This is a genomic window from Sphingomonas sp. HITSZ_GF (assembly GCF_029543155.1).
Lineage (GTDB): Bacteria > Pseudomonadota > Alphaproteobacteria > Sphingomonadales > Sphingomonadaceae > Sphingomonas.
Genome location: NZ_JARQXA010000002.1, coordinates 185757 through 208038, shown reverse-complemented (window position 1 = coordinate 208038; position 22282 = coordinate 185757). Strand labels below are relative to the sequence as shown.

Sequence of the window (22282 nt, the reverse complement as noted above, 5' to 3'; positions counted from 1 at the left end):
GCGCAGCGGTCAACCGCTGCACAGGCCCAAAGTCAATAGGTGCGGATCTGTCCGGCCGGGCGGACGCCGGGCAGCATCGATCCGGTCCCCACCTGTTTCGGCCGGGCGTCCTTGGGCATCAGGAAGCGCACCTGGCGGTTGGGGAAATCGATATCGACCCGGCGGAAGCTGCGCAGCGCGTCCATGCCGAGCAGCAGCGCCGGCCGGCGGGTAAGGCCGAAGCGCTCGAACGGCGTCACGTCGGCAAAGGCGACGGGCATCGATCCGAAGCGCACCGGGCCCACCAGGATGTTGGGCACCTGGGTGTAGTCGGCGGTGGTCTGGTCGCCGGTCACGCTGGTCAGTACGATCTTCTGCGCCTTGGGCGCGTCGCGGCCCACGCGCTTGCGCAACGCGCTGTTGCCCATCGTAACCTGGCTGCCGGTGTCGAGCACCACCTGGATGCGGGTATTGTCGTAATAGGCGTCGGTCACGATCAGCTGGCCGAACACGCTCTTGGCGGTGACGATGATCTCGTCGCGGTCGCGCTTGCTGAAGGTGCTGCGCTTCGTGCTGGGGCGCACCGCCATCGTGCCCTTCTCGAAGTCGATCGTCACCTGGTGGTTGCGCAACGTGTCGATGCCGAGCAGGCCGAGCGCGCCCAGGTCGCGGGCCTCGAGCGCGGGGGCGATGATCGTGTGCAGCTCGCCGATCGACTTGATGCTCAGCCCCGGCACCACCACGGTATTGACCATGTCGCGCCCGGTCATCGAGGTCACGAGGACGGGGCTGGAGGCGCCGAGGCGCAGCGACCCGGCCAGCTCGCGGGCGATGACGGTGCGCTCGGCACCGGTGTCGATGATGAAGTTGTAGGGGCCGCTGCTGCCCACCGCGACCGGCACGGTCAGGCGCTTGTCGATCTCGCCCAGCGCGAGCAGCGTCGCCTCGACATCTTCGGGCGACGGCATGGTAAGCGCAGGATCCTGGCGAGGCGGCGGCGCCGGCTCGCTCGGATTCTGGAGGTCACGTGCCCCGGCGGTTGCGGCGAGCGGGAGCAGAAGGAGCGCGGCGAGCCTGTTCATGCCTGTGAAGGTACACCTTCCCATGCTGCGCAGCAATCTGTCTGAAGTGTGTCTAATCGAGCCGCATCGCTTCCGCTGCGATGTCCTCGGCCTCCATCAACAGCGCGTCCTCGGTCATCCCCTGCGCGACATTCTCGCGGCCGATCATGATCAGCACCGGCACCGCCATCGGCGAGACGCGGGGCAGGTCGATGTGCAGCATCGTATCGGCGGCGGTATCGAGCAGATGCCCCAGCCGCCCGACATCGGTCATCCGTGCCCGGGCATCTTCCCAGGCGGCGCGCAGCAGAAGGTGATCGGGCTCGTATTTGCGCAGCACGTCATAGATCAGGTCGGTCGAGAAGGTCACCTGGCGCCCGGTCTTCTTCTTGCCCGGATGCTGGCGCTCGACCAGCCCGCCGATGATCGCCACTTCGCGGAAGGCGCGCTTGAGCAGCGCCGATCCCTGCACCCATTCGACGAACTCATGCTCGAGAATGTCCGGCGAGAAGAGCGCGGCGGGATCCTCGATCTTCTCCAGCCCATAGACGGCAAGCGCATAGTCGTTGGCGACGAAGCCGAGCGGTTTCAGCCCCAGCGCCTCCATCCGCCGGGTCACCAGCATGCCGAGCGACTGGTGTGCGTTCCAGCCTTCGAAGCTATAGACGACCATGTGGTGCTTGCCTTCGTGCGGGAAGGTCTCGACCAGCAGCTGGCCGGGTGCCGGGATCGCCGATCGGCGATCCTGGACCTCCAGCCATTCGCGCACGTCGTCGGGAAAGCGCCGCCACTGGCTGCGGTCGTGGAGGAAGTGGCGCACGCGCGCGGCCAGCGTCGCGGTGATCGCCAGCCGCGCACCCATATACGAGACGTAGCGCGCCGGCTTGGCGGTGGCGCGGACGATGAGGTCGGTCAGCTCGACCCGCTCGACCTCCACCGCCATGCCGGCGAAGACGAAGGCATCGCCGGGCGAGAGCTGGGTGCCGAACGCTTCCTCGACCTTGCCGAGGCGGCGCCCGTTCTTGAAGCGCACTTCCATCATCGGCGATTCGACGATGATCCCGGCATTGAGCCGATGCTGCGCAACAAAAGCCGGCGTGGTCACCCGCCACAACCCGTCCCTGCCCTGGGTCAGCCGCTTGAACTTGTCATAGGCGCGCAGGGCATAGCCGCCATCGGCGATGAAACGCAGCACCCGGTCGAACACTTCGTCGGTCAGCGCCGAATAGGGCAATGCTGCGCGAATCTCGTGCAGCAACTGGTCGCGGTCGAACGGGGCGGCGCAGGCGCAGGCCATGACGTGCTGCGCCAGCACGTCGAGCGCGCCGGGGCGGAAGACGTCCGGGTCGAGCTCGCCCTGCTCGACGGCGTCGAGTGCTGCGCGGGCTTCGAGATATTCGAAGCGGTTGCCGGGGACGAGCACCGCTTCCGAAGGCTCGTCGAGCCGGTGGTTGGCGCGACCGATGCGCTGGAGCAGCCGCGACGAGCCCTTGGGCGCGCCCATCTGGATCACGCAGTCGACATCGCCCCAGTCGACGCCCAGGTCGAGGCTGGCGGTGGCGACCAGCGCGCGCAGCTGACCGTCGGCCATCGCCTGCTCGGCGCGCTGCCGGGCCTCCAGGCTCAGGCTGCCATGATGCACCCCGATCGGCAGCTTGAGTTCGTTGACCTTCCACAGCTGCTGGAAGACCAGCTCGGCAAGCCCGCGGGTGTTGCAGAAGACGATCGTCGTCTGGTGCGTCTCGATCTCGGCCATCACCTGGGGGATCGCATAGACGCCCGAATGGCCGGCCCAGGGCACCCGGTCCTCGGGCAGCAGGATGGCGATGTTGGGCTCGGCGCCCTTCTGGCCCTGCACCAGCGTCACCGCATCGATGTCGCCGTGCGGGGCGAGCCAGGCGCGATAGCCGTCCGGATCGGCCACCGTCGCCGACAGCGCGACGCGGCGCAGGTTCGGGGCGAGCCGCTGCAGCCGCGCCATGGCCAGGGCGAGCAGGTCGCCGCGCTTGCCGGTGGCAAAGGCATGGACCTCGTCGATCACCACCGTCTTCAGCCCCTCGAACATCGTCAGGCTGTCCTCGTAGGAGAGCAGCAGGCTGAGGCTTTCGGGGGTGGTCAGCAGGATCTGCGGCGGGCGCGCGCGCTGGCGGACCTTCTTCTCCCAAGGCGTGTCGCCGGTGCGCGTCTCGACGCGGATCGGCGCGCCCATTTCCTCGATCGGGGTGAGCAAATTGCGCTGCACGTCCACTGCCAGCGCCTTGAGCGGCGAGATGTAGAGCGTGTGGAGCCCGTCGGCGGGGTTCTCGATCAGGTCCGCAAGCGTCGGCAGGAAGCCGGCCAGCGTCTTGCCCGCGCCCGTCGGCGCCACCAACAGCGCATGCTCGCCCCGCCTGCCGGCTTCGAGCATCTCGAGCTGGTGGCGCCGCGGCGCCCAGTCGCGCGAGGCGAACCAGTCGGACAATATCGGGGGGAGCTGGGAACCGGCGGGCATCCCGACCATATAGGCATGATGGCGAAGCTCGGCGACTGGATCGATCCGCGGCCCACGGGCATCTATCTGCCTGCGGCGGACATCTGGATCGACCCGTCCGAACCGGTGCGCCGCGCGCTGGTAACGCATGGCCATGCCGATCATGCCCGGGGCGGGCATCGGGCGGTGTGGGCGACGCCGCAGACGCTGGCGATCATGGAAGCGCGCTATGGCCCGCAACAGGGCAATCCGGTCGACTATGGCGCGCGGATCAGCATGCACGGCATCGACATCCGCTTCGTCCCCGCGGGCCATGTCCTCGGCTCGGCCCAGATCGTGCTCGAGCATCGCGGCGAGCGGATCGTCGTCTCGGGCGACTACAAGCGCCGGCCCGACCCCACCTGCGCGCCGTTCGAGCCGGTGCCGTGCGACGTGTTCGTCACCGAAGCCACCTTCGGATTGCCGGTCTTCCGGCATCCCGAGACGCATGACGAGCTCGACAAGCTGCTCGTGGCGCTGCGCGCCAATCCCGATCGCTGCGTGCTCGTCGGCGCCTATGCGCTGGGCAAGGCGCAGCGGGTGATCCGCGAGCTGCGCGACATGGGGTTCGACGACCCGATCTACCTGCACGGCGCGCTCCAGCGGCTGTGCGACCTCTATGTCGAGCAGGGCGTCGATCTGGGCGAGCTGCGCCCGGCCACCGGCGTGGCCAAGGCCGAGCTCCAGGGGCGGATCATCCTCTGTCCCCCGGGGGCGCTCAACGATCGCTGGTCGCGCCGGCTGCCCGATCCGATCACCGCGATGGCATCGGGCTGGATGCGCGTCCGCCAGCGCGCCCGGCAGCGCAATGTCGAGCTGCCGCTGATCCTGTCCGATCACGCCGATTGGGACGAGCTGACCCGCACCATCCAGGAGCTGGAGCCGCGCGAAGTGTGGGTGACGCATGGCCGCGAGGATGCGCTGGTCCATTGGTGCCGGCTCCACCAGGTCAAGGCGCGGGCGCTCGATCTTGCCGGGTTCGAGGACGAGGACGACTGATTGCTCCCCGATGCTGTTAGCGATACCATCGCCGGCAAAAGACAAGAGGGAGAGGCGATCATGAAGGCAGTGAAGCTGGCGGCGCTTGCCGCGGGTCTGATGCTCGGTGCAGGCGCGGCGCATGCGCAGAGCGCGACCGGCCCGGGCAATCCGGTGCTGGTCGGGTCGGTCGATGCGCCCGAGCTCAAGGGGCCGGACGACAGCGCGGCGCGGATCGACAAGGCAGTGCGCGAATCGCGGCTCGAGGCCGAGAAGGCCAAGCCGAGCCGCGCGGTGCCGGCCAAGCCCGGCGACGTCACCGCGGGCAGCGAGGTGCGCGATTCGAAGGGCGTGGTGCTCGGCAAGATCGAGTCGACCAGCATGTCCGCCGCGGTGGTGGCGACCGAGGCGGGCAAGGTCGAAGTGCCGCTCGAAGCCTTTGGCAAGAACAGCAAGGGGCTGTTGCTCGCGCTGACCAAGAAGGATTTCGACGCGATGGTCGCCGGCGCCAACAAACCGGCGAACTGATCCAACACGCGAACATCGGGCGACTCGGCGCGGCTTTGCAATTCGCGCCGGGACGCCGGCCAAAATTTACATAGCTCGCGCAAGGCGGGCATGGACGGCGCGTTAGATTCGGGCCGTGCCGCAACAGATGTGCGCGGGTGCGATCCTATATTTCCAACAATTTGAAAGAGCGGCGGAAATCCTCCCGCCGCGCCAGTCAATCCGACGAAATCCTACATTGCAAGGCAGGGCCGCTCAGGCGGCGGCGCGGTCCGAGCCGGTGAGCAGCCAGGCCTCCGCGGCCCAGGCATCCTCGAAGGTGCGCGCATAGCGCCGGTCGAGCGCGCGGCCGAGCTGGGTACGCGCCAGCGTGCGGCCGATCACGAAGGCGAGCCTGCGCGATCGGAAGGCGGGATCGGCGAGCATCTCGCGGAACATCTCGACGCTTTCCTGCGCCTGGATTTTCATGTCGCGCAGATCGTTGAGCGTCAGATGCTGGTTGGGCCCGCAGGTGAGCTGCGCATGCGCCTCGGCGCGCGCTGCCAGGAACGACTCGATGTCTTCGGGCGCGAAAAAGCCGCTCATCCGGATGCGGACGAGGTTCTGCGCGGGATCGACCTCGAAAGAGAAGTTGGCTGACATCGACTCGGTACTAACCCGTAGCACGCTACCAAATGCTGAATCCGTAGCGGCAGTTGGCTTGCAGAACCAGCCTTGATCGTGTTGCCAGAACGTTACGCTGCCGAAGCTATCGCTCGAGTGCTCGTCTCTCAGCCTACGCCCTCGAGCGCCTTTTGTCGGCGGCGCTGCACCGAGCTGCCGATTCCCATCGCCTCGCGATACTTCGCGACCGTACGCCGGGCGATGTCGAAGCCCTTGGCATTGAGCAGCTCGACCAGCGTGTCGTCGGACAGGATCTTCTTGGGGTCCTCGCCCTGGATCAGCGTGCGGATCGCGTTCTTCACGGCTTCCGCCGAGACTGCGTCGCCGCCGTCCGCCGACTGGATCGCCGAGGTGAAGAAGTATTTGAGCTCGAACAGGCCGCGCGCGCAGCTGAGATATTTGTTCGAGGTGACACGGCTGACGGTCGATTCGTGCATCTCGATCGCTTCGGCGACCTGGCGCAGCGTCATCGGCTTGAGGTGCGCGACACCTTTCAGGAAAAAGGCTTCCTGCTGCTTCACGATCTCGGAGGCGACCTTGATGATCGTGCGTTGGCGCTGGTCGAGCGCCTTCACCAGCCAGTTGGCGCTGGCGAGCATGTCCGAAAGCCAGGCCTTGCTCGCCTTGTCCTGCGGGCCCGAGGAAATCTCGGTGTAATAGGCGCGGTTGACCAGCAGCTTGGGCAGGGTGGCCGCGTTGATCTCGACGGCCCAGCCGGCGCCGCGCCGCGCGACGAAGATGTCGGGCGTCACCGCCAGCGTCGGCTCGCCGCCATAGCGGCAGCCGGGCTTGGGATCATAGTTGCGCAGCTCGCGGATCATGTCCGCCAGATCCTCGTCATCGACGTCGCAGATGCGCTTGAGCCGGGGCAGGTCGCCGCGCGCGACCAGATCGAGATTGTCGAGCAGCCGCGCCATGCACGGGTCGTAGCGATCGGCCTCGCGCGCCTGGAGCGCCAGGCATTCGGCCAGGTTGCGCGCGCCGACACCGGTAGGATCGAAGGTCTGGATCGTTGCCAGCACGGCTTCGACCCGGGCGAGCGGCACGTTCAGGCGGTTGGCGACGTCGAGCAGCGCGGCGGTGAGATATCCGGCCTCGTCGATCTGGTCGATCAGATGCGCGGCGACGAACATGTCCGCCCCGTCGATGCTGGCGCCGGCCTGCGCCATCAGATGGTCGGCCAGGCTCAGCGCGGCGCTGCCGAGATTGTCGAAATCGGGCCCGTCCTCGGGCGCGGCGCCGCCACCCGTGCCGGTCAGGCCCAGGCTGCCGTCCATCCCGGCGCCGCCCAGCGTGTCGCTGCCGCTGTCGTGGTGGAAGGTCTCGGCGGCGAAATCGACGTCGAGCGCGGCCTCGCCGGCCGCTTCGCCGCCGCCGGTGAGCAGCTCGCTCGCGTCCGCCGGGCCGTCGCGTTCCTCGAACTCGAAATCGGTGTCCGGCGCCTCGGGCGCGTCGCCGCCGCGCTCCTCGTCGCCGCCGGTGCCGTTATTCTCGAGCAGCGGGTTCTTCTCCAGCTCCTCGGCGATGAAGGTCTCGATCTCGAGATTGGACAGCGCCAGCAGCTTGATCGCCTGCTGGAGCTGCGGCGTCATCACCAGCGATTGCGACTGGCGCAGATCGAGGCGTGGGGCGAGACTCATGCCGGGATCGTCACCCCGGCGAACGCCGGGGTCTCATGCGGCAGGCATCCGCGATACGGCCTGAGATCCCGGCGTTCGCCGGGATGACGGATATGAAAGGCGCCGCCTTTCATATCCTACAGCTCGAAGCTCTCGCCCAGATAGAGGCGGCGGACATTCTCGTCCTTGACGAGATCGCCCGGCGATCCGGCGAACAGCACGCGGCCGTCATAGATGATGTAGCCGCGATCGACGATGTCGAGCGTCTCGCGGACATTGTGATCGGTGATCAGCACGCCGATGCCGCGCTTCTTGAGCTGGATGATCAGGTCGCGAATGTCGGAGATCGAGATCGGATCGATGCCGGCGAACGGCTCGTCGAGCAGGATGATCGTCGGGTCGGCGGCGAGGGCGCGGGCGATCTCGGCGCGGCGGCGCTCGCCGCCCGACAGCGCCATAGACGGCGCGGCGCGCAGGCGGGTGAGGCCGAATTCCTCGAGCAGTTCGTCGAGCCGGCGCTGGCGCGCGGCCTTGTCCGGTTCGGCTAGCTCGAGCACCGCGAGGATGTTCTTCTCGACCGAAAGGCCGCGGAAGATCGAAGTTTCCTGCGGCAGATAGCCCAGGCCCAGGATCGCGCGGCGATACATGGGCAGGCGGGTGATGTCCTCGCCGTCGAGCATGATGCGGCCGCTGTCGGGCTTTACCAGCCCCATCACCGAATAGAAGCAGGTGGTCTTGCCCGCGCCGTTCGGGCCGAGCAGGCCGACCACTTCGCCGCGCCCGACCGAGACCGAGACGTCGGTGAGCACCACGCGCTTGTCGTAGGATTTGGCGATCGAGACGACCGCGAGCCCCTTGTCGGGCAGCGGCGCGGGATCCGCGACGGGCGTTTCGAGGGTGTTGACGTCAGCCATACTCGGTCCCTGCATGGACGGTTCGCGTTACCGTCGGGTTATTCCCGCGGCTATTTGGCAGGATTCCTGCATGAGAAAGCCGGGGAAGGGAAGGCCCCGCGCGCCGTGGCGTTGAAAAAGGGCGATTACTGCTTGGGCGCGGGGGTGGCGGGCGCGGCCGGAGTCGCGGTGCCGCCGGTGCGCTTGGGCACCGAGAAGCGGCCGGTGACGCGGCCGCCGCGGCTCTGGGTGCCGGTCGTGCCGGTGGCCCCGGTCGATCCGCCGACGCCCGATCCGTCGATCGTCGCGCGGCCGGTGTCGAGGTTGATCACCAGGCGGCCGCCCGAGACGGTGTTGGCGCCCTGCTTCAGCGTGACCCCGCCGATCATCGTGATGATCCGCTTGTTGACGTCATAGACGGCATATTGGCCGGTCGCGCTCTGATCGGGCCGGGTGACGGTGACGCCGCCGGCAGCATCGAGCCGCGAGACTTCGGGCGAGCCGTCGGTGATCTGGCCGGTATAGGCGAGGGTGACGCGGGCGGCGGCGAGAGTCATCTCGGCCTGCTTGATCCGCACCCCGCCCGAAAGCGTCACGCGGTTCGCCTTGTCCTGCAGCTCGATATGCTGGGCGTCGAAATCGATCGGCGCATTGCTGTCATGCCGCTGCTGCGCGGCCGCGGGCGCGGCGGCGAGGAGCGCCAGCGTGAAGCCGATCGGAAGCAGGGCAGTCGCACGGATCATATGGTCTAGCGCCTATTCGCGCGCTTGGGGGTAATCCGCAAGCGTGCATTGCCATCTAGGGAGATGGTGCGGTTTTCCAAGTCGGCAGTCAGCTTGTTGGCGCTGAATACGCCCGTCGGCGTCTTGCCGGTTACTGCGCCGCCGCTTTCCATCTTGCGGGTCTTGAGATCGACGGTGGCGTTCTGCGTGTCGAGGACATAGCCGTCCGACGTCTGGAACTTGACCGGGCCATCGACCGAGACCTGCTCCTTGTCGAGGTCGTAATGGCCCTTGTCCGCCTTCAGCGTCGCGGGGCCCTCGGGCAGGTTGATCTCGGCGGCGAGGTTGTTGAGCTGGACGATCGGCTCGGCCGAGCTCTTCTGGATCGCCGAGCCGGCGTTGAGGCGGAAGGCCTGGCCCTTCTCGTCCTCGCCGCGATAGACCGCCGATTCGAGACGGAGCCGCTCGGTCGCCATGTCGACCTTGTTCTTGTCGAGCACGAAGCTGACATCGCCCTTGGTCAGCAGCGGCGCCACCACCAGAAACGCCGAAAGCACGCCGATCCCGATCGGCAGGAAGAAGAGCGACAGGCGCACGACACGGTCATGCGCGCTGCCGGGATGCGCCCAGCCGCGCTTCTGCGAACGAAGGCGCGCCGCGACCTCGGACATCAGTTGCTCCTAGCGGGAGTGGCGGTGTGGCGCATGCTCGGCATCACATATGCGCGAAAATGTCGGTTTCGGGCCAGCCGGCGAGGTCGAGCTCGGCGCGGGCCGGGAGGAATTCGAAACACGCCTGGGCGAGATCGGTGCGGCCTTCGCGTTCGAGGCGTTTGTCGAGTTCCAGCTTCATTGCGTGCAGGTAACGCACGTCGGACGCTGCGTATTCACGCTGCGGGTCGGAAAGTTCGGGGCCGCCCCAATCCGAGCTCTGCTGCTGCTTCGAAATCTCGACGCCGACCAGCTCGCGCGCGAGGTCCTTGAGGCCGTGGCGATCGGTATAGGTGCGCACCAGCCGCGAGGCGATCTTGGTGCAATAGACCGGCCCGGCAGTGACGCCGAGATAGAAGCGGATCGCCGCCAGATCGAAGCGGGCGAAATGATAGAGCTTCAGCCGCTCGGGATCGGCGAGCAGCATGCGCAGGTTGGGCGCGTCGTACGACGAGCGCGGGCCGAAACGGACGAGATGCTCGTCGCCCGAGCCGTCCGAGAGCTGGACGACGCACAGCCGGTCACGCGGCGTGATCAGCCCCATCGTCTCGGTGTCGACGGCGATCGAGGCGCCCGGCGCGAACAGGCCCTCGGGGATATCTTCTTCGTGGAAATGCACAGTCATGTCAGGTCGCCTAGACTCGTTCGCCGCCGGGCTCAATGGCCGGGGTCATCCTGTTTGGCGGCAGCCTTGCGGGCGCGGGCGCCGCGCTGCCAGATGTTGAGCCCCTCGACCGCCGCGGAGAAGCCCATCGCGGTGTAGATATAGCCCTTGGGGATATGCGCGCCGAACGCCTCGCCGATCAGCACCATGCCGATCATCAGCAGGAAGCCGAGCGCCAGCATCACCACGCTGGGATTGCGGTTGATGAAATTGGCGAGCGGATCGGCGGCGAGCAGCATCGTGCCGACCGCGACGATCACCGCGACATACATGATCTGCACATGCTCGGTCATGCCGACCGCGGTCAGGATCGAATCGACCGAGAAGACGATGTCGAGCAGCAGGATCTGGACAATCGCGGAGGCGAAGGTGATCGACGCGACCTTCTTCGTCTTGTCGAGCAGCTGGTCCTCGCCCGGACCTTCCTCCTCGTCGACCGAATGGTGGATCTCGGTGGTCGCCTTCCACATCAGGAACAGGCCGCCGGCGAGCAGGATCAGGTCCTTCCACGAGAAATCGGTCTCGAAGGCGCGCTCGCCGTGCGAATCGAGCGGGCCGTGGATGCCGAGCGAGAACACCGTGTTCTTCAGGCTGATGATCCAGCTGATCGCGGTGAGCAGCCCCAGGCGCATCACCAGCGCCAGGCTGATGCCGACTCGGCGGGCGCGCTGGCGCTGCTCCTCGGGCAATTTGTTCGAGAGAATCGAGATGAAGATCAGGTTGTCGATGCCGAGCACCACCTCCATCACGATGAGCGTGACGAGCGCGGCCCAGGCGGCCGGACTGGCGAGCAGTTCGAGGATCGCGTCCATGGCGGCTACCTCTGCCGCGCGCCCTGCTGTGGCGCAAGCGCCGCGGTTAACGATGGTTCGCCCAATGCAAGTCGAATTTCGTTCGCTCGCTGTACAATTTTGGGCTATGCCCGATTCTATGGCGCAAGTTTTTGCGCTGGAAGACCTGCGTTTTTCGTCCGGCGCTTGGCTTTTGATTTGATTTGTGGGCGAACCGGGAAGACGAACAGGGCATGAGTTTCGATAGAGGGCGCCGTGGGGATCGCGGCGGACGTGGCCGCGACAAGCGTGATGGCTTCGGCGGTGATGATTTCGGTGGCAGCAGCAGCTACGGCGGCGGTGGCTTTGGGGATCGCGGCGGCTTCGGCGGCGGTGATCGCTTTGGCGGCGGTGGTGGCGGCGGCTACGGTGGTGGCGGCGGCGGTGGTTACCGCGGCGGCGGCGGTGGCGGCTTCGGCGGCGGTGGTGGCGGCGGCTTCGGCGGCGGCAACCGCATGCCCCCGCAGGTCATCGGCGAAGGCACCGGCGTCGTTAAGTTCTTCAACGCGCAGAAGGGCTTCGGCTTCGTCGTCCGTGACGATGGCGGCGAAGACGTCTTCGTGCACATCTCGGCGGTCGAGCAGGCGGGCCTCACCGGCCTGGCCGAGGGCCAGCCGCTCGGCTTCACGCTCGTCGATCGCGGCGGCCGCATCTCGGCCACCGAGCTCAAGATCGACGGCGAGCCGATGCCGGTCGAGGAGCGCGCGCCGCGCGAGGATCGTGGTGGTGGCGGCTTCGGCGGCGACCGCGGCGGCCCGCAGCGCCAGCTGACCGGCGAGAAGGCGACCGGCACGGTCAAGTTCTTCAACGCGATGAAGGGCTTCGGCTTCATTCAGCGCGACGATGGCCAGCCCGATGCGTTCGTGCACATCTCGGCCGTCGAGCGTGCCGGCATGCCGACGCTCAACGAAGGCGACCGTCTCGAGTTCGAGCTCGAGGTCGATCGTCGCGGCAAGTACGCCGCGGTGAACCTCACGCCGTCGAGCTGAGGCCAGCCTTCAGGCTAGCAAGACACAGGGGCCGGGGGGAAACCTCCGGCCCTTTTGTTTTCGGAAGGGGCGAATGGCGAACCGGGTGCGAATCGGCATGACGATCCTGGCGGTGCCCGCGCTGCTTGCCGGTTGCGGACCGAACCCGATTCGCGATCCCGCGCAGCTTGCGGCGATTCGTGCCGAGGCGCGGGCCCTGATGGCAGATCCGCCGGTCGATGCCTCGTCGCGGGTCCCGGAGAGGCGCTGGCCGCGTGCGATCGCGTCGCTACGGCCCGAATGGGTGCGGATCGACGCGGACGGCGTCGAGATCGTGACCAAGATCTATTTCGACGACAGCTGGGGCTATTTCGTTCCGCGCGACCCCGCCCGGCGCCCGCCCGCGCGGACCGGCTATTCTGCCGTGGGCGAAGGCATCTACTGGTTCCACTTCTCCTAGCCCTCCAGCAGCTCGTGCAGCGGCAGTGCGGGGGTGAATTTGCGGCGACGCTTGACGAAGCTGGTCTCGTAGCGGCGCACGACGGGATCGCCGCCGAGCAGCGAATCGACCAGCGCGTTGAACGAGTCCATGTCGCGCGCCGAGACGAGCAGGACGATGTCGAAGCTGCCGGTGATTTCGAGCAGCATCTGGACGTGCGGGCTGGCGACCAGCCGGCGCTGGAAACCCTGGACCGCATCGAGCGAATGCCGGTCGAACTGGACATGGATCAGCGCCGAGAGGAACGGGCCCACGTCCTCCGAGACGATCGCGACATCGGCGGCGACTGTGCCGTCGGCACGCATCCGGCGGATGCGCCGCGCGATCGCGCTGGGCGAGAGCGGCAGCCGCTCGGCCAGCACATCGGCAGTCATCAGCGCATCCTGCTGGAGCAGCGCGAGGATGCGCAGGTCCATGTCGTCCTGGGGTTTCATGCGTGGACTATGCCAGAATTTGGCAAGAGGTCAGCCGAAATTGCGCGCCTTATGCCCGGCGCCTGCGTCATGCAGTGTTATCTGAGTAACACAGTCCGGGAGGGAACCCATGAAGATCGTGCTTATCGCCGCACTTGCCGCCACTTGCCTGGCCGGCCCCGCGCTTGCCCAGCAGCCGATGGGCCCCGGCCCCGGACCGGGCCCGGGCGCGGTCGCCGTGCCCGCAGCGAGCAAGGCGGAGATCGTCGCCGCGATCCGCAAGGCGATCGCGGAGAATTACGTGCTGGCGGACAAGCGCGCACCGCTCGACGCCGCGCTGGCCAAGGGGCTCAAGGCGGGGCGCTACGAGGTGCAGGATCAGGGTGAGCTGATCCGCCGGATCAACGACGACCTCTATGCCGTCGCGGCCGACAAGCATCTCCAGCTGCTCTTCGATCCCGCCGGCTCGGCCGAGATGGCGCGACGCGGTTCGCAGCGCGACGACATCGAGGACACGCCCTTCTTCAAGGCGATGATGCGCGCGCGCAACTACGGCATCAGCGAGATGAAGCTGCTGCCCGGCAATGTCCGCTATCTGCGCTATGACGGGTTCGGCTGGACCGGCGAGGAGAGCCAGAAAGCGATCGATGCCGCGATGGCGTTCCTGCGCGACGGCGATGCGGCGATCCTTGACCTGCGCACCAATGGCGGCGGGAGCCCCGAGGCGGTGAAGCGGATCACCAGCTACTTCGCGCCTGCCGGCACCCGGCTGGTGACTTTCCACATGCGCGGCGCGACATCCGACGTCTCGACCAGCGAGGCGGTACCCGGCGGGCAGATGCAGCTTCCGCTCTATGTGCTGACCAGCAATCGTGCCGCATCGGCGGCGGAAGAGTTCGTCAGCCATGTCGCGCGGCTGGGCTTCGGCACGCTGGTGGGCGAGACGACGGCGGGCGCCGCCTATCGCAACGAGCATTTTCCGCTGCCGGGCGGCTATGTGATGAGCGTATCTGTCGGCTATCCCGAGCTGCCGGATGGCACCAACTGGGAAGGCAAGGGCGTGGCGCCGAAGATCGCGGTGCCGGCCGACAAGGCGCTGGATCGGGCGCTGCAGGATGCCGCGACGGCGCTGGCGGCCAAGGCCCAGGGGCCGCGCAGGACCGAGCTGGAATGGGCCGCCGCGCTCTACGCGGCTCGAGTTACGGCGGCGGCACCGGCACGGCCGCTCGCCGCCTATGCCGGACGCTATGGCCCGCGCACTGTGGCGGTGGAGAATGGCACGCTCACCTGGCAGCGCGACGGCGGGATCAAGTCGGCGCTGGTGCCGCTGGGCGGCGACCTGTTCATGCTGGAAGCCGATCCGCGCAGCCGGATGCGCTTCACCGGCGAAGGCGCCGTCGCCGGGGTGACGATCGAGCGCACCGACGGGAGCAGCACGCCTTCGCCCAAGGGGTGAGATGGGGGGCTCCTAATAAGCCCTCCCCCTTGATGGGGGAGGGTTGGGTGGGGGTGACCTATCCTCGGGCGTAATCGCTGGAGGCGCGCACACCCTCATCCTTCCCACCCGCTTCGCGGGCGGGCCCCTCCCTTCTCCCATCAAGGGAGAAGGGTTCAAGCGCCCCTACGTCGTCAGGATCAGCGCCGCGCCGGCGAGGATCCCGGTGACGCCCGCCATCCGGCCCGGCGTCACCTTCTCGCCGAGGAAGAGCGTGGCGATCAGCAGCGCTGTGACCATGCCGGTCTCGCGCAGCGCCGCCAGCGGGGCGGTGGGGCCGATCGCCAGCGCCGACAGCGCCAGGCCATAGGTGAGGATCGACAGCGCTCCCGCCGCGACGCCCGGCCGCCATTGCTGTTTCGCCGAGGCGAAGATCGCGCCCCTGGACAGCAGCGCGAACATCGCCGTGGTGCTGATTCCCATCAGCACGAACATCCAGACGATATAGCTGGTCGAAGTCGGCGCGGCGCGCACGCCCTGCGCGTCGATCACCGTATAGCCGGCGATGGTGAGCCCGGTGAGCAGCGCCCAGAAAAGCCCGGTGCGGCCGATATGTTTGCCGAGCACCAGCACGAACATCGCCGCGCCGATCAGCGCGATGCCGATCAGCTCGCGCGGGCCGGCGGGCTCGGCGAACAGCCCGATCGACAGCGCGGCGGTGACCAGCGGCGCGGTGCCGCGCAGGATCGGATAGGCCGCGGAATAGTCGCTCGCCTCAAAGGTGCGCACCAGCGCGTAGAGATAGAGGCAATGGACGAGCGCGGTGCCCGCGATCCAGCCCCAGGCGCCGTGCGGCAGCGGTACCAGCAAGGTGGCGGGCAGCAGGATCAGCGCGCTCGATCCGTCGATGATCGCGCGGCCGGCCATCTTGTCCTTGCCGCCCTTGAGGATCGCGTTGACCACGGCGTGGATCGAGCCCGAGGCGATCATCATCGCCGGGGCGAGCAGTGCGGCGTTCACAAGCTCGTCTGGCGGCGGCCCAGCCACAGCGCGAGCGCGACCCGCGACACGATCGCCGAGAGCAGCACCAGCGGCACCACGATCCACAGCGTCAGCACCTGCATCTCCGCCCATTGGCCGTGGATCAGGTTGCGCGCGCTGGTCAGCGCGGCCCAGGCGAGCAGCAGCGCGGCGGTGATCAGCCCGGCGAGCAGCCCGGCGCCGAACCAGCGCTGCCAGGGCAGGGCGGGATCGCGCAGCAGCAGCAGCGCCAGCGGCACGCCGACGACGGCGGCATAGCAGACGCCGAACAGCGCCAGCGTGCCCCAGATGCGCAGGAAGCTGTCGGCCGGGCTGGTTCCGGCCGAGAAGATCCCGGGCAGCAGCGCGGCAATCACCGGCCCCGCAAGCACGCAGGCGATCAGGGGCAGTGCCGGAATGCGATTGCTGTCAGCCATCGCCGCGCAGTCTCGCGCAGGCCGGGCGCCGGGGCAAGAGCGCGGCCGCGATCAGGGCTTTGCCGGCCGGGGCGCCCGCGGCGCGCCCTTGGCATAGCGATCGCCATAGCTGTTGCCCTCGTACCAGCGGGGTGCCTCGTCGCGATCGGCGATCTCGCGCGCGATCAGATAGTTGATCTTCGCGAACTTGGCGCCGGCCTGCCAGTCAAAGGGCTGCGTCACGTCGTCATTGGCCTGATGGTAATGCGAGCGCAGGAAGCTGCGGAACGCCTTCTCGCCGCCATTCCTGAACCCGGTGACGAGGAATATCGACGGCACGCCGACCTTGACGAAGCTGTAGTGATCGGAGCGGACGAACAGGTTCTCCGACGGCATCGGGTCGGGCGAGAGGGTGACGCCCATCTTCGCCGCGGCATCGGCGACGATCGGCCCCAGCGTCGAATGCTCGGCGCCGAACGCGACGACATCCTGGAAGTCGTAGAGCAGGATCGGCATGTCGAGATTGACGTCGGCGACCACCTTGCCGCTGCCGACCACGGGGTGGCGGGCGAGATAGTCGGAGCCGATCAGCCCTTCCTCCTCGCCGCCCAGCGCGACGAACAGGATCGAGCGGCGCGGGGGCTTGCCGCTGGTCGCGAAGGCGCGCGCCGCCTCGAGCATCGTCGCCACGCCCGAGGCATTGTCCATCGCGCCGTTATAGATCTTGTCGCCCGGCTCCTTGCTCATGCCGAGATGGTCGAGATGCGCACTCAGCACGACATATTCGTCCTTCAGCACCGGATCGCTGCCGGGGATGATGCCGATGACATTGGCCGATCGATAGGTCTGCTCGGCCTTTCCGCTGGGCAGCCGGAGCGGGAAGAGCTGGAACCATTTCTCGACGTCGCCGCCCGGCGTGAGGCCCAGCTTGGCGAAGCGGTTGGCGACCCAGGCGGCGGCGGTGAAATAGCCCTTGCTCGCGCTGAACCGGCCTTCGAGCGTGTCGTCGGCGAGATAGGTGACGTCGGCGCGGATGCGCTCGGCGCTGAACTGCGGCTCGGCCGGGGCGGGGGCGTCCTGCGCGGCGGTGAGCAGGAGCGCAACGGGCAGCGCGGCGAGCAAGGCGCGGAAATGCATCGAGTTTTCCTGAGAGCAGGTGGAAAGCCAGGCAGGCTAGCGCAAACCCATTTCGGTGCAAGCTCAGGTCACCAGCTTGCGCAATGCCGCGATCGTGTCCGCTTCGTGCGCCGGCTTGTCGTTGCGGATGCGGCTGATCCGGGGGAAGCGCATCGCCAGCCCCGATTTGTGGCGCTTCGATTCGTGGATCGAATCGAAGGCGACTTCGAGCACCAGGCTCTTGTCGGTCTCGCGCACCGGGCCGAAGCGGTTGACGGTATGGGTGCGGACATGGCGATCGAGCCATTTCAGCTCCTCGTCGGTGAAGCCGAAATAGGCCTTGCCGACCGGGAGCAGATCGCCCTCCTCGGTCCAGGCGCCGAAGGTATAGTCCGAATAGAAGCTGCTGCGCTTGCCCGAGCCGCGCTGGGCATACATCAGCACGCAATCGGCGATCAGCGGATCGCGCTTCCACTTGTACCACAGCCCCGCCCGGCGCCCGGCGACATAGGGGGAGTCGCGGCGCTTGAGCATCACGCCTTCGATCGACGCGTCGCGCGCGCCGGCGCGGATTTCCTCGAGGGCGGCGAAATCGGGCGCGTCGATCACGGCGGAGACGTCGAAATGGCCGGGATCGAGCTGCGCGGCGAAGGCCTCGAGCCGGGTGCGACGCGCGCTCCAGGGCAGCGCGCGCAAATCCTCCGGCCCGTCGAAGAGAATGTCGTAGAGGCGGACGAAGGCAGGGTATTCGACCAGCGTCTTCGCGCTGACCAGCTTCCGGCCAAGGCGCTGCTGGAGTGCGTTGAAGCTCGCCGCTTCCCCGCCCTGGAATTCGCCCTTCACCAGCAACTCGCCGTCGAGGACGCCGGCGGTGCGGAAGGCGGCGGCGACTTCGGGGAAGCTGCGGGTGATGTCGTCGCCCGCGCGGCTGTAGAGACGGGTTTCGCCGGCGACATGGACGAGCTGGACGCGGATGCCGTCCCATTTCCACTCGGCGGCATAGTCGGCGAGATCGACGCTCTCCACCTCGAGCGGATGCGCGAGCATGAAGGGGCGGAAGACCGGCAGGTCGCGCGCGCTCGGCTGCGCGCCGCGTCCCTCCGCCCAGTCGAACAGCGCGGCATAGGGCGGGGCGAGGCCGTGCCACACTTCCTCGACGGCATCGACATCGAGCCCGAAGGCCTGGGCAAGCGCAGTCTTGGCGAGACGGGCGGAGATGCCGACGCGCAGCGCGCCGGTGGCGAGCTTCAGGAGGGCGAAGCGTTCGTCCGCCTCGAGCCGGTCGAGCATCGCGGCGAGTGCGGCCTGGGCATCCGATTTCGAGATGCTGCCGAGCGTCGCGACGACTTCGGAAACGGTGAGTGGCGTGGCCTTGTCGGGCGGCACGGCGGGCTCGGGCCAGAGCAGCGCGATCGTCTCGGCCGAATCGCCGACGAAGTCGCGGCTCATCGCATAGAGCACCGGATCGAAGCGCGCCTCGATCATCGCGCGGAGCAAGGCGGGCTTCACCGCGGGCAGGTCGAGCGTGCCGGTGAGCGCGGCCATCGCCCAGCCGCGATCGGGATCGGGCGTGGCGCGCAGGTAGTCGCCGATCAGCCGCAGCTTGGCGTTGCGCGAGCGCGTGTAGATCAGGCTGTCGAGAAGATCGGCAAAGGCGCGCATGACAAGCGCAACGCATGGCGCAGCCGATGCGCTCCCGTTACGATGTTCGGCGATGCGCACGATCCTCGCCACGCTCGCCGGCCTTGGCCTGTTGCTCGCCCTGCTTGCCGGCTGGTGCTTCCGCGAGGCGACCGGCGATCCGCTCGTGCGCCGCGCCGAGGTCGCGATGCCGGGGCTGGAAAAGCCGATGCGAATCGCGCTGATCAGCGACATCCATATCGGGAATCCCGCGATGGGGCCGGAGCGGCTCACGCGGATCGTCGGCCAGATCAATGCGCTCAAGCCCGATCTGGTGGTGATCGCCGGCGACTTCATCTTCGGCCATGATCCCCGCGGCGCCGCCAGGCCCGAGCGCGGCGAGGCGATGATCGCGCCGCTGCGGCAGTTGCGCGCGCCGCTGGGCGTGGCGGCGGTGCTCGGCAACCACGATTATTGGACCGGCGCGCAGACGGTGCGCGGCCAGCTCGCCCGCGCGGGGATTACCCTGCTCGAGAACAGCGCGGTGGTGCGCGGGCCGATCGCGCTGGGCGGGATCGCCGACGATTTCACCGGCCATGCCGATGTGCTGGGCACCTACAGCGCCGCGCGCTTCCTGGGGCGGCCGATGGTGTTCCTCACCCATTCGCCCGATGTCGCGCCCGACCTGCCCGCCGACGCGCGGCTGCTGCTCGCCGGGCACACGCATTGCGGGCAGGCGATGCTGTTCGGCATGCGGGTCGCGCCCGAGGTGAGCCGCTACGGCGCGCGCTATCGCTGCGGGCTGGTGCGCGAGGGCAATCGCACGGTGGTGGTCACGGCCGGCCTGGGGGCGAGCGGGGTGCCGCTCCGGCTGGGCGCGCCGCCCGACCTGTGGCTGCTTACACTCGTGCCAGTTGCAATGGCGCCGACACAGAAATCGCGTTAGGCTCGCCGCTCCACCACCGGAGGGGACTCCACATAATGAAGCTTGTTCTCACTGCCGCCGCGCTCGCCTTCGCGCCTGCCGCCTTCGCCCAGACTGCGCCGGCGCCCGCGCCGACTCCGGCCCCCGCGCCCGCTGCGACGCCGGCAGCCGCCGCCAAGTTCAACGCCGACACGCCGATCGAGGCGCTGTTCGCCAACGAGGCGACCAAGGCGGTGCTCGTCGCCGACGGCCTGGGTGATGTCGACAAGCACCCGGCCTATGACCAGTTCAAGGCGATGAGCTTCCGCGCGGTCGCCCCCTATTCGGAAGGCAAGATCACCGACGAGATCCTCGCCAAGCTCGACGCCGACCTAGCGAAGGTGAAGTAACGAAGAAGGGCCGGCCTCGATCAGAGTCCGGCCCTTCATTCTCTTCTGTCATGCTGAACTTGTTCCAGCATCCAACCCTCCACCAGCGAGATCGCCCGAGGCAGGTTGAGCCCTGAAACGAGTTCAGGGTGACGGGGGATCGAGGAGGTGGCGTACGAACATCGAACGCCAACTATCCCTCAGCCCTTGCGCGACGCCTCGAACAGGAACCAGGCGCGCTCCTCGGCCTGGTCGGTCCATTCGTCGACGATGCCGCTGGTGGCGTTGTCGCCCGCGTCTTCCGCAGCCTGCTTCACCGTGCGAAAGCTCTCGACCAGCTTGAGATTGTCCTCGCGCAGCTCGGCGAGCATGTCGCCGGGCGCGACATAGTCGGCGTCATTGTCGGTCAGCGTCTGGCGGCGCGCGATGTCGCCGATCGAGCGCAGCGTGATGTTGCCGGTCTTGCGCACGCGCTCGGCGATCGCATCGGTGATGCCGTAGATCTGCGCCGCCTGGTCGTCGAGCAGCAGGTGATAGTCGCGGAAGTGCGGGCCCGAGACGTGCCAGTGGAAATTCTTCGTCTTGAAATACAGGGCGAAGCAGTCCGCCAGCGCGCTGTTCAGCGCGTCCGCCACGCTCTTGGTGTCGTTGCGGTTGAGGTCGGTGGGGGTGCGGAGCGCCGCATTCGTATCTGCCATTGTCATCTCCCGGGAATCGGTTCGCACGTACAACGAACGGATATAGCGCTGGCTCCGCGCCGCGCACTTGCATTTTCCCGATGTGACTGATCGATCAGGTCAAGCGAAGCGCGTTCACGCCGATCCAGCAGCCCGCGATCAGGAAGGCGATGCCGGCGAGGACGCGCAGACAGCGGAACGGCACGCCCTGCCAGATCCGCTCGCCGAGCACCGCGGCAACGAAGGCCACGCCGAACGCGCCGATCGAGGCGCCCGCCGCGGCGAACCAGGGCTGGCCGCTCGTCGACAGCGCAAGCGTGAAGAAGGGCGTGCTCTCGCCGAAGGAGAGAATCAGGATCGCGAGAAAGGCGGTGAAGAAGGCGCCGAGCTTCCAGCCGTCGAGCCGGTCTTTCACCCGGTTCGAGCCGATCATGCCGAGCGCGCCGAAGATCAGCGCGAGCGCGAGCAGCAGCGCCCGGGCATTGGGGGTCATCATCGGGCCGATCAGCATCCCGCCCAGCCCGGCGGCGAAATTGGTCACCCCGTGCGCGAGCCCCGCCGCCACCGCCACGGTGAGCGGCCGCCCGTAGCGATCGGCGAGAATCGCGCCGAGCGACGCCGGCTTGTCGCAAAGCTGGGTCAGGACGGCCAGAAGGAAGGCCGGGACTAGAGCTTCCATGGGCCTCCCTTTCGTGGGGAAATGTGGCGCGGTTGGGTTAAATGCGCGTGAAGCATGATGGGCGTTCCCAAACCGTCACCCCGGACTTGTTCCGGGGTCCACTGTGCCGCACCGGTGAAGCGCGCGCCTCTTGTCCATGGCGTGCCTCCCCGTGGACCCCGGCACAAGGCCGGGGTGACGAAGAATATGAAGCGGGTTGGCAGTCTTCCGCACCCCAGCCTTGACTTTTGGAAGAGACTCGCGCAGTTGCCCGCGTCTGACAGCGGTGCGCCCTGCGTGCCGCTTTTTCATTTCGCAAGATTCAAGGGTTACGGGTCATGGCCAAGCCGACCACTGTCAAGATCAAGCTCGTCAGCACGGCGGACACGGGTTTCTTCTACGTCACGAAGAAGAATCCGCGCACCCAGACCGAGAAGTTCTCGTTCCGCAAGTACGACCCGGTCGTGCGCAAGCATGTCGAGTTCAAGGAAGCGAAGATCAAGTAAGCCTGGGCTTCGGCCCGCTTGCCTCGCCCCGCCGCGCGCGGGGGTTGATCAGAAGAGAAGCCCCGGGCCCCCAGGCCGCGGGGCTTCTTCTGTGCCTGCTTCCGGCGCCGGGGCAGCTGCCTCGGGTGCGGGCGCCGGGGCCGGCGATTCGGCGGGCATCAGCGCGCGCACCTCTTCCATGAAGCGCACCAGGCTGATCGGCTTGGAGACATAGGCATTGGCGCCGGCGGCGCGGATCCGCTCCTCGTCGCCGCTGCCGGCATAGGCGGTCACCGCCATGATCGGGATCGTGCGCAGCCGCGGATCGAGCTTCATGTGCTGGATCAGCTCGAGACCGGTGACGTGCGGCATCTGGATGTCCATCACCACCAGCTGCGGATCGAAGTCGCGTGCGCGCGCCACCGCCTCGCGCCCGTCGCGCACCGGCTCGGCCTCGAACTGGTGCGCGCGCAGCAGGTCGCAGAACAGCTTCAGATTGAGTTCGTTGTCCTCGACAACGAGCACCCTTTTTGCCACGCGCTACCCC

Annotated in this window: 24 protein-coding genes and 1 pseudogene; 8 read left to right on the top strand and 17 right to left on the bottom strand. The window is 67.7% G+C overall.

What is annotated here, in order from left to right:
- Nucleotides 1-32: 32 nt before the first annotated feature.
- Nucleotides 33-1061, bottom strand: a complete 1029-nt coding sequence (locus P6144_RS06745) for a retroviral-like aspartic protease family protein (protein ID WP_277766969.1) — start codon at nucleotides 1059-1061, stop codon at nucleotides 33-35.
- Between the two features lie 52 nt (nucleotides 1062-1113).
- Nucleotides 1114-3531, bottom strand: coding sequence for a ligase-associated DNA damage response DEXH box helicase (locus P6144_RS06740; protein WP_277766968.1), 2418 nt, complete (start codon nucleotides 3529-3531; stop codon nucleotides 1114-1116).
- A gap of 18 nt (nucleotides 3532-3549) precedes the next feature.
- Here P6144_RS06740 and P6144_RS06735 point away from each other — a divergent pair, with 18 nt between their 5' ends.
- Both P6144_RS06735 and P6144_RS06730 read left to right on the top strand, forming a co-directional pair.
- Nucleotides 3550-4548, top strand: a complete 999-nt coding sequence (locus P6144_RS06735) for a ligase-associated DNA damage response exonuclease (RefSeq protein ID WP_277767416.1) — start codon at nucleotides 3550-3552, stop codon at nucleotides 4546-4548.
- Between the two features lie 60 nt (nucleotides 4549-4608).
- Nucleotides 4609-5055, top strand: coding sequence for a hypothetical protein (locus P6144_RS06730; RefSeq protein WP_277766967.1), 447 nt, complete (start codon nucleotides 4609-4611; stop codon nucleotides 5053-5055).
- 234 nt (nucleotides 5056-5289) lie between these two features.
- On the opposite strand, the gene P6144_RS06725 is transcribed toward P6144_RS06730, so the two are convergent.
- From P6144_RS06725 to P6144_RS06695, 7 genes are all read right to left on the bottom strand, one after another.
- On the bottom strand, nucleotides 5290-5676 hold the full coding sequence (locus P6144_RS06725) for a hypothetical protein (protein WP_277766966.1): 387 nt from the start codon (nucleotides 5674-5676) through the stop codon (nucleotides 5290-5292).
- Between the two features lie 128 nt (nucleotides 5677-5804).
- Nucleotides 5805-7337, bottom strand: coding sequence for an RNA polymerase factor sigma-54 (rpoN, locus tag P6144_RS06720; protein WP_277766965.1), 1533 nt, complete (start codon nucleotides 7335-7337; stop codon nucleotides 5805-5807).
- 116 nt (nucleotides 7338-7453) lie between these two features.
- Nucleotides 7454-8230, bottom strand: a complete 777-nt coding sequence (gene lptB / locus P6144_RS06715; RefSeq protein ID WP_277766964.1) for an LPS export ABC transporter ATP-binding protein — start codon at nucleotides 8228-8230, stop codon at nucleotides 7454-7456.
- Between the two features lie 125 nt (nucleotides 8231-8355).
- Entirely contained in the window at nucleotides 8356-8952 is a 597-nt protein-coding gene (locus tag P6144_RS06710) for an LptA/OstA family protein (RefSeq protein ID WP_277766963.1), read from the bottom strand.
- 5 nt (nucleotides 8953-8957) lie between these two features.
- A complete protein-coding gene (lptC, locus tag P6144_RS06705) occupies nucleotides 8958-9602 on the bottom strand; it encodes an LPS export ABC transporter periplasmic protein LptC (protein ID WP_277766962.1) in 645 nt (214 codons plus the stop codon).
- A 43-nt stretch (nucleotides 9603-9645) separates the two neighbouring features.
- Nucleotides 9646-10266, bottom strand: a complete 621-nt coding sequence (locus P6144_RS06700; RefSeq protein WP_277766961.1) for a ribonuclease D — start codon at nucleotides 10264-10266, stop codon at nucleotides 9646-9648.
- 32 nt (nucleotides 10267-10298) lie between these two features.
- Nucleotides 10299-11117: a TerC family protein gene (locus P6144_RS06695; RefSeq protein WP_277766960.1), complete on the bottom strand. Its 819-nt coding sequence runs from the start codon at nucleotides 11115-11117 to the stop codon at nucleotides 10299-10301.
- Between the two features lie 212 nt (nucleotides 11118-11329).
- Here P6144_RS06695 and P6144_RS06690 point away from each other — a divergent pair, with 212 nt between their 5' ends.
- Nucleotides 11330-12124 carry a cold-shock protein gene (locus tag P6144_RS06690; RefSeq protein WP_277766959.1) on the top strand — a complete coding sequence of 265 codons (795 nt, stop codon included), beginning with the start codon at nucleotides 11330-11332 and terminating at the stop codon, nucleotides 12122-12124.
- 73 nt (nucleotides 12125-12197) lie between these two features.
- Entirely contained in the window at nucleotides 12198-12563 is a 366-nt protein-coding gene (locus tag P6144_RS06685; protein WP_277766958.1) for a hypothetical protein, read from the top strand.
- Here the strand turns inward: P6144_RS06685 and P6144_RS06680 are convergent.
- Complete coding sequence (locus tag P6144_RS06680) at nucleotides 12560-13036, bottom strand: Lrp/AsnC family transcriptional regulator (RefSeq protein ID WP_277766957.1); 477 nt, start codon at nucleotides 13034-13036, stop codon at nucleotides 12560-12562. The genes P6144_RS06685 and P6144_RS06680 overlap by 4 nt on opposite strands.
- 109 nt (nucleotides 13037-13145) lie before the next feature.
- Between P6144_RS06680 and P6144_RS06675 the strand changes: the two genes are divergently transcribed.
- Nucleotides 13146-14471, top strand: coding sequence for a S41 family peptidase (locus P6144_RS06675; protein WP_277766956.1), 1326 nt, complete (start codon nucleotides 13146-13148; stop codon nucleotides 14469-14471).
- Between the two features lie 165 nt (nucleotides 14472-14636).
- Here P6144_RS06675 and P6144_RS06670 read toward each other — a convergent pair whose 3' ends face one another.
- The 4 genes from P6144_RS06670 to P6144_RS06655 all read right to left on the bottom strand — a co-directional run bounded on the left by P6144_RS06670 (nucleotide 14637) and on the right by P6144_RS06655 (nucleotide 18664).
- Nucleotides 14637-15470 (bottom strand): DMT family transporter, encoded by an 834-nt coding sequence (locus P6144_RS06670; RefSeq protein WP_277766955.1) that lies wholly within the window; start codon nucleotides 15468-15470, stop codon nucleotides 14637-14639.
- A complete protein-coding gene (locus P6144_RS06665) occupies nucleotides 15467-15907 on the bottom strand; it encodes a hypothetical protein (RefSeq protein WP_277766954.1) in 441 nt (146 codons plus the stop codon). Before P6144_RS06665 ends, P6144_RS06670 begins: the two co-directional genes overlap by 4 nt.
- A gap of 51 nt (nucleotides 15908-15958) precedes the next feature.
- Nucleotides 15959-17023, bottom strand: a complete 1065-nt coding sequence (locus P6144_RS06660) for a M28 family metallopeptidase (RefSeq protein ID WP_347275371.1) — start codon at nucleotides 17021-17023, stop codon at nucleotides 15959-15961.
- Nucleotides 17024-17086: 63 nt separating this feature from the next.
- Nucleotides 17087-18664: a cisplatin damage response ATP-dependent DNA ligase gene (locus P6144_RS06655; protein ID WP_277766953.1), complete on the bottom strand. Its 1578-nt coding sequence runs from the start codon at nucleotides 18662-18664 to the stop codon at nucleotides 17087-17089.
- A gap of 52 nt (nucleotides 18665-18716) precedes the next feature.
- On the opposite strand from P6144_RS06655, the gene P6144_RS06650 reads away from it, so the two are divergent.
- Together P6144_RS06650 and P6144_RS06645 are read left to right on the top strand one after the other, a co-directional pair.
- Nucleotides 18717-19568, top strand: a complete 852-nt coding sequence (locus tag P6144_RS06650) for a metallophosphoesterase (protein WP_277766952.1) — start codon at nucleotides 18717-18719, stop codon at nucleotides 19566-19568.
- Between the two features lie 35 nt (nucleotides 19569-19603).
- Nucleotides 19604-19936, top strand: coding sequence for a hypothetical protein (locus P6144_RS06645; protein WP_277766951.1), 333 nt, complete (start codon nucleotides 19604-19606; stop codon nucleotides 19934-19936).
- Nucleotides 19937-20115: 179 nt separating this feature from the next.
- Here P6144_RS06645 and P6144_RS06640 read toward each other — a convergent pair whose 3' ends face one another.
- Nucleotides 20116-20619: a DNA starvation/stationary phase protection protein gene (locus tag P6144_RS06640; protein ID WP_277766950.1), complete on the bottom strand. Its 504-nt coding sequence runs from the start codon at nucleotides 20617-20619 to the stop codon at nucleotides 20116-20118.
- A gap of 88 nt (nucleotides 20620-20707) precedes the next feature.
- Nucleotides 20708-21271 (bottom strand): TMEM165/GDT1 family protein, encoded by a 564-nt coding sequence (locus P6144_RS06635; protein WP_277766949.1) that lies wholly within the window; start codon nucleotides 21269-21271, stop codon nucleotides 20708-20710.
- Between the two features lie 317 nt (nucleotides 21272-21588).
- On the opposite strand from P6144_RS06635, the gene rpmG reads away from it, so the two are divergent.
- Nucleotides 21589-21756, top strand: coding sequence for a 50S ribosomal protein L33 (gene rpmG, locus P6144_RS06630; RefSeq protein WP_025560997.1), 168 nt, complete (start codon nucleotides 21589-21591; stop codon nucleotides 21754-21756).
- 156 nt (nucleotides 21757-21912) lie between these two features.
- Here rpmG and P6144_RS06625 read toward each other — a convergent pair.
- Nucleotides 21913-22272: pseudogene (locus tag P6144_RS06625) on the bottom strand (response regulator); the annotation flags it as partial.
- Nucleotides 22273-22282: the final 10 nt, after the last annotated feature.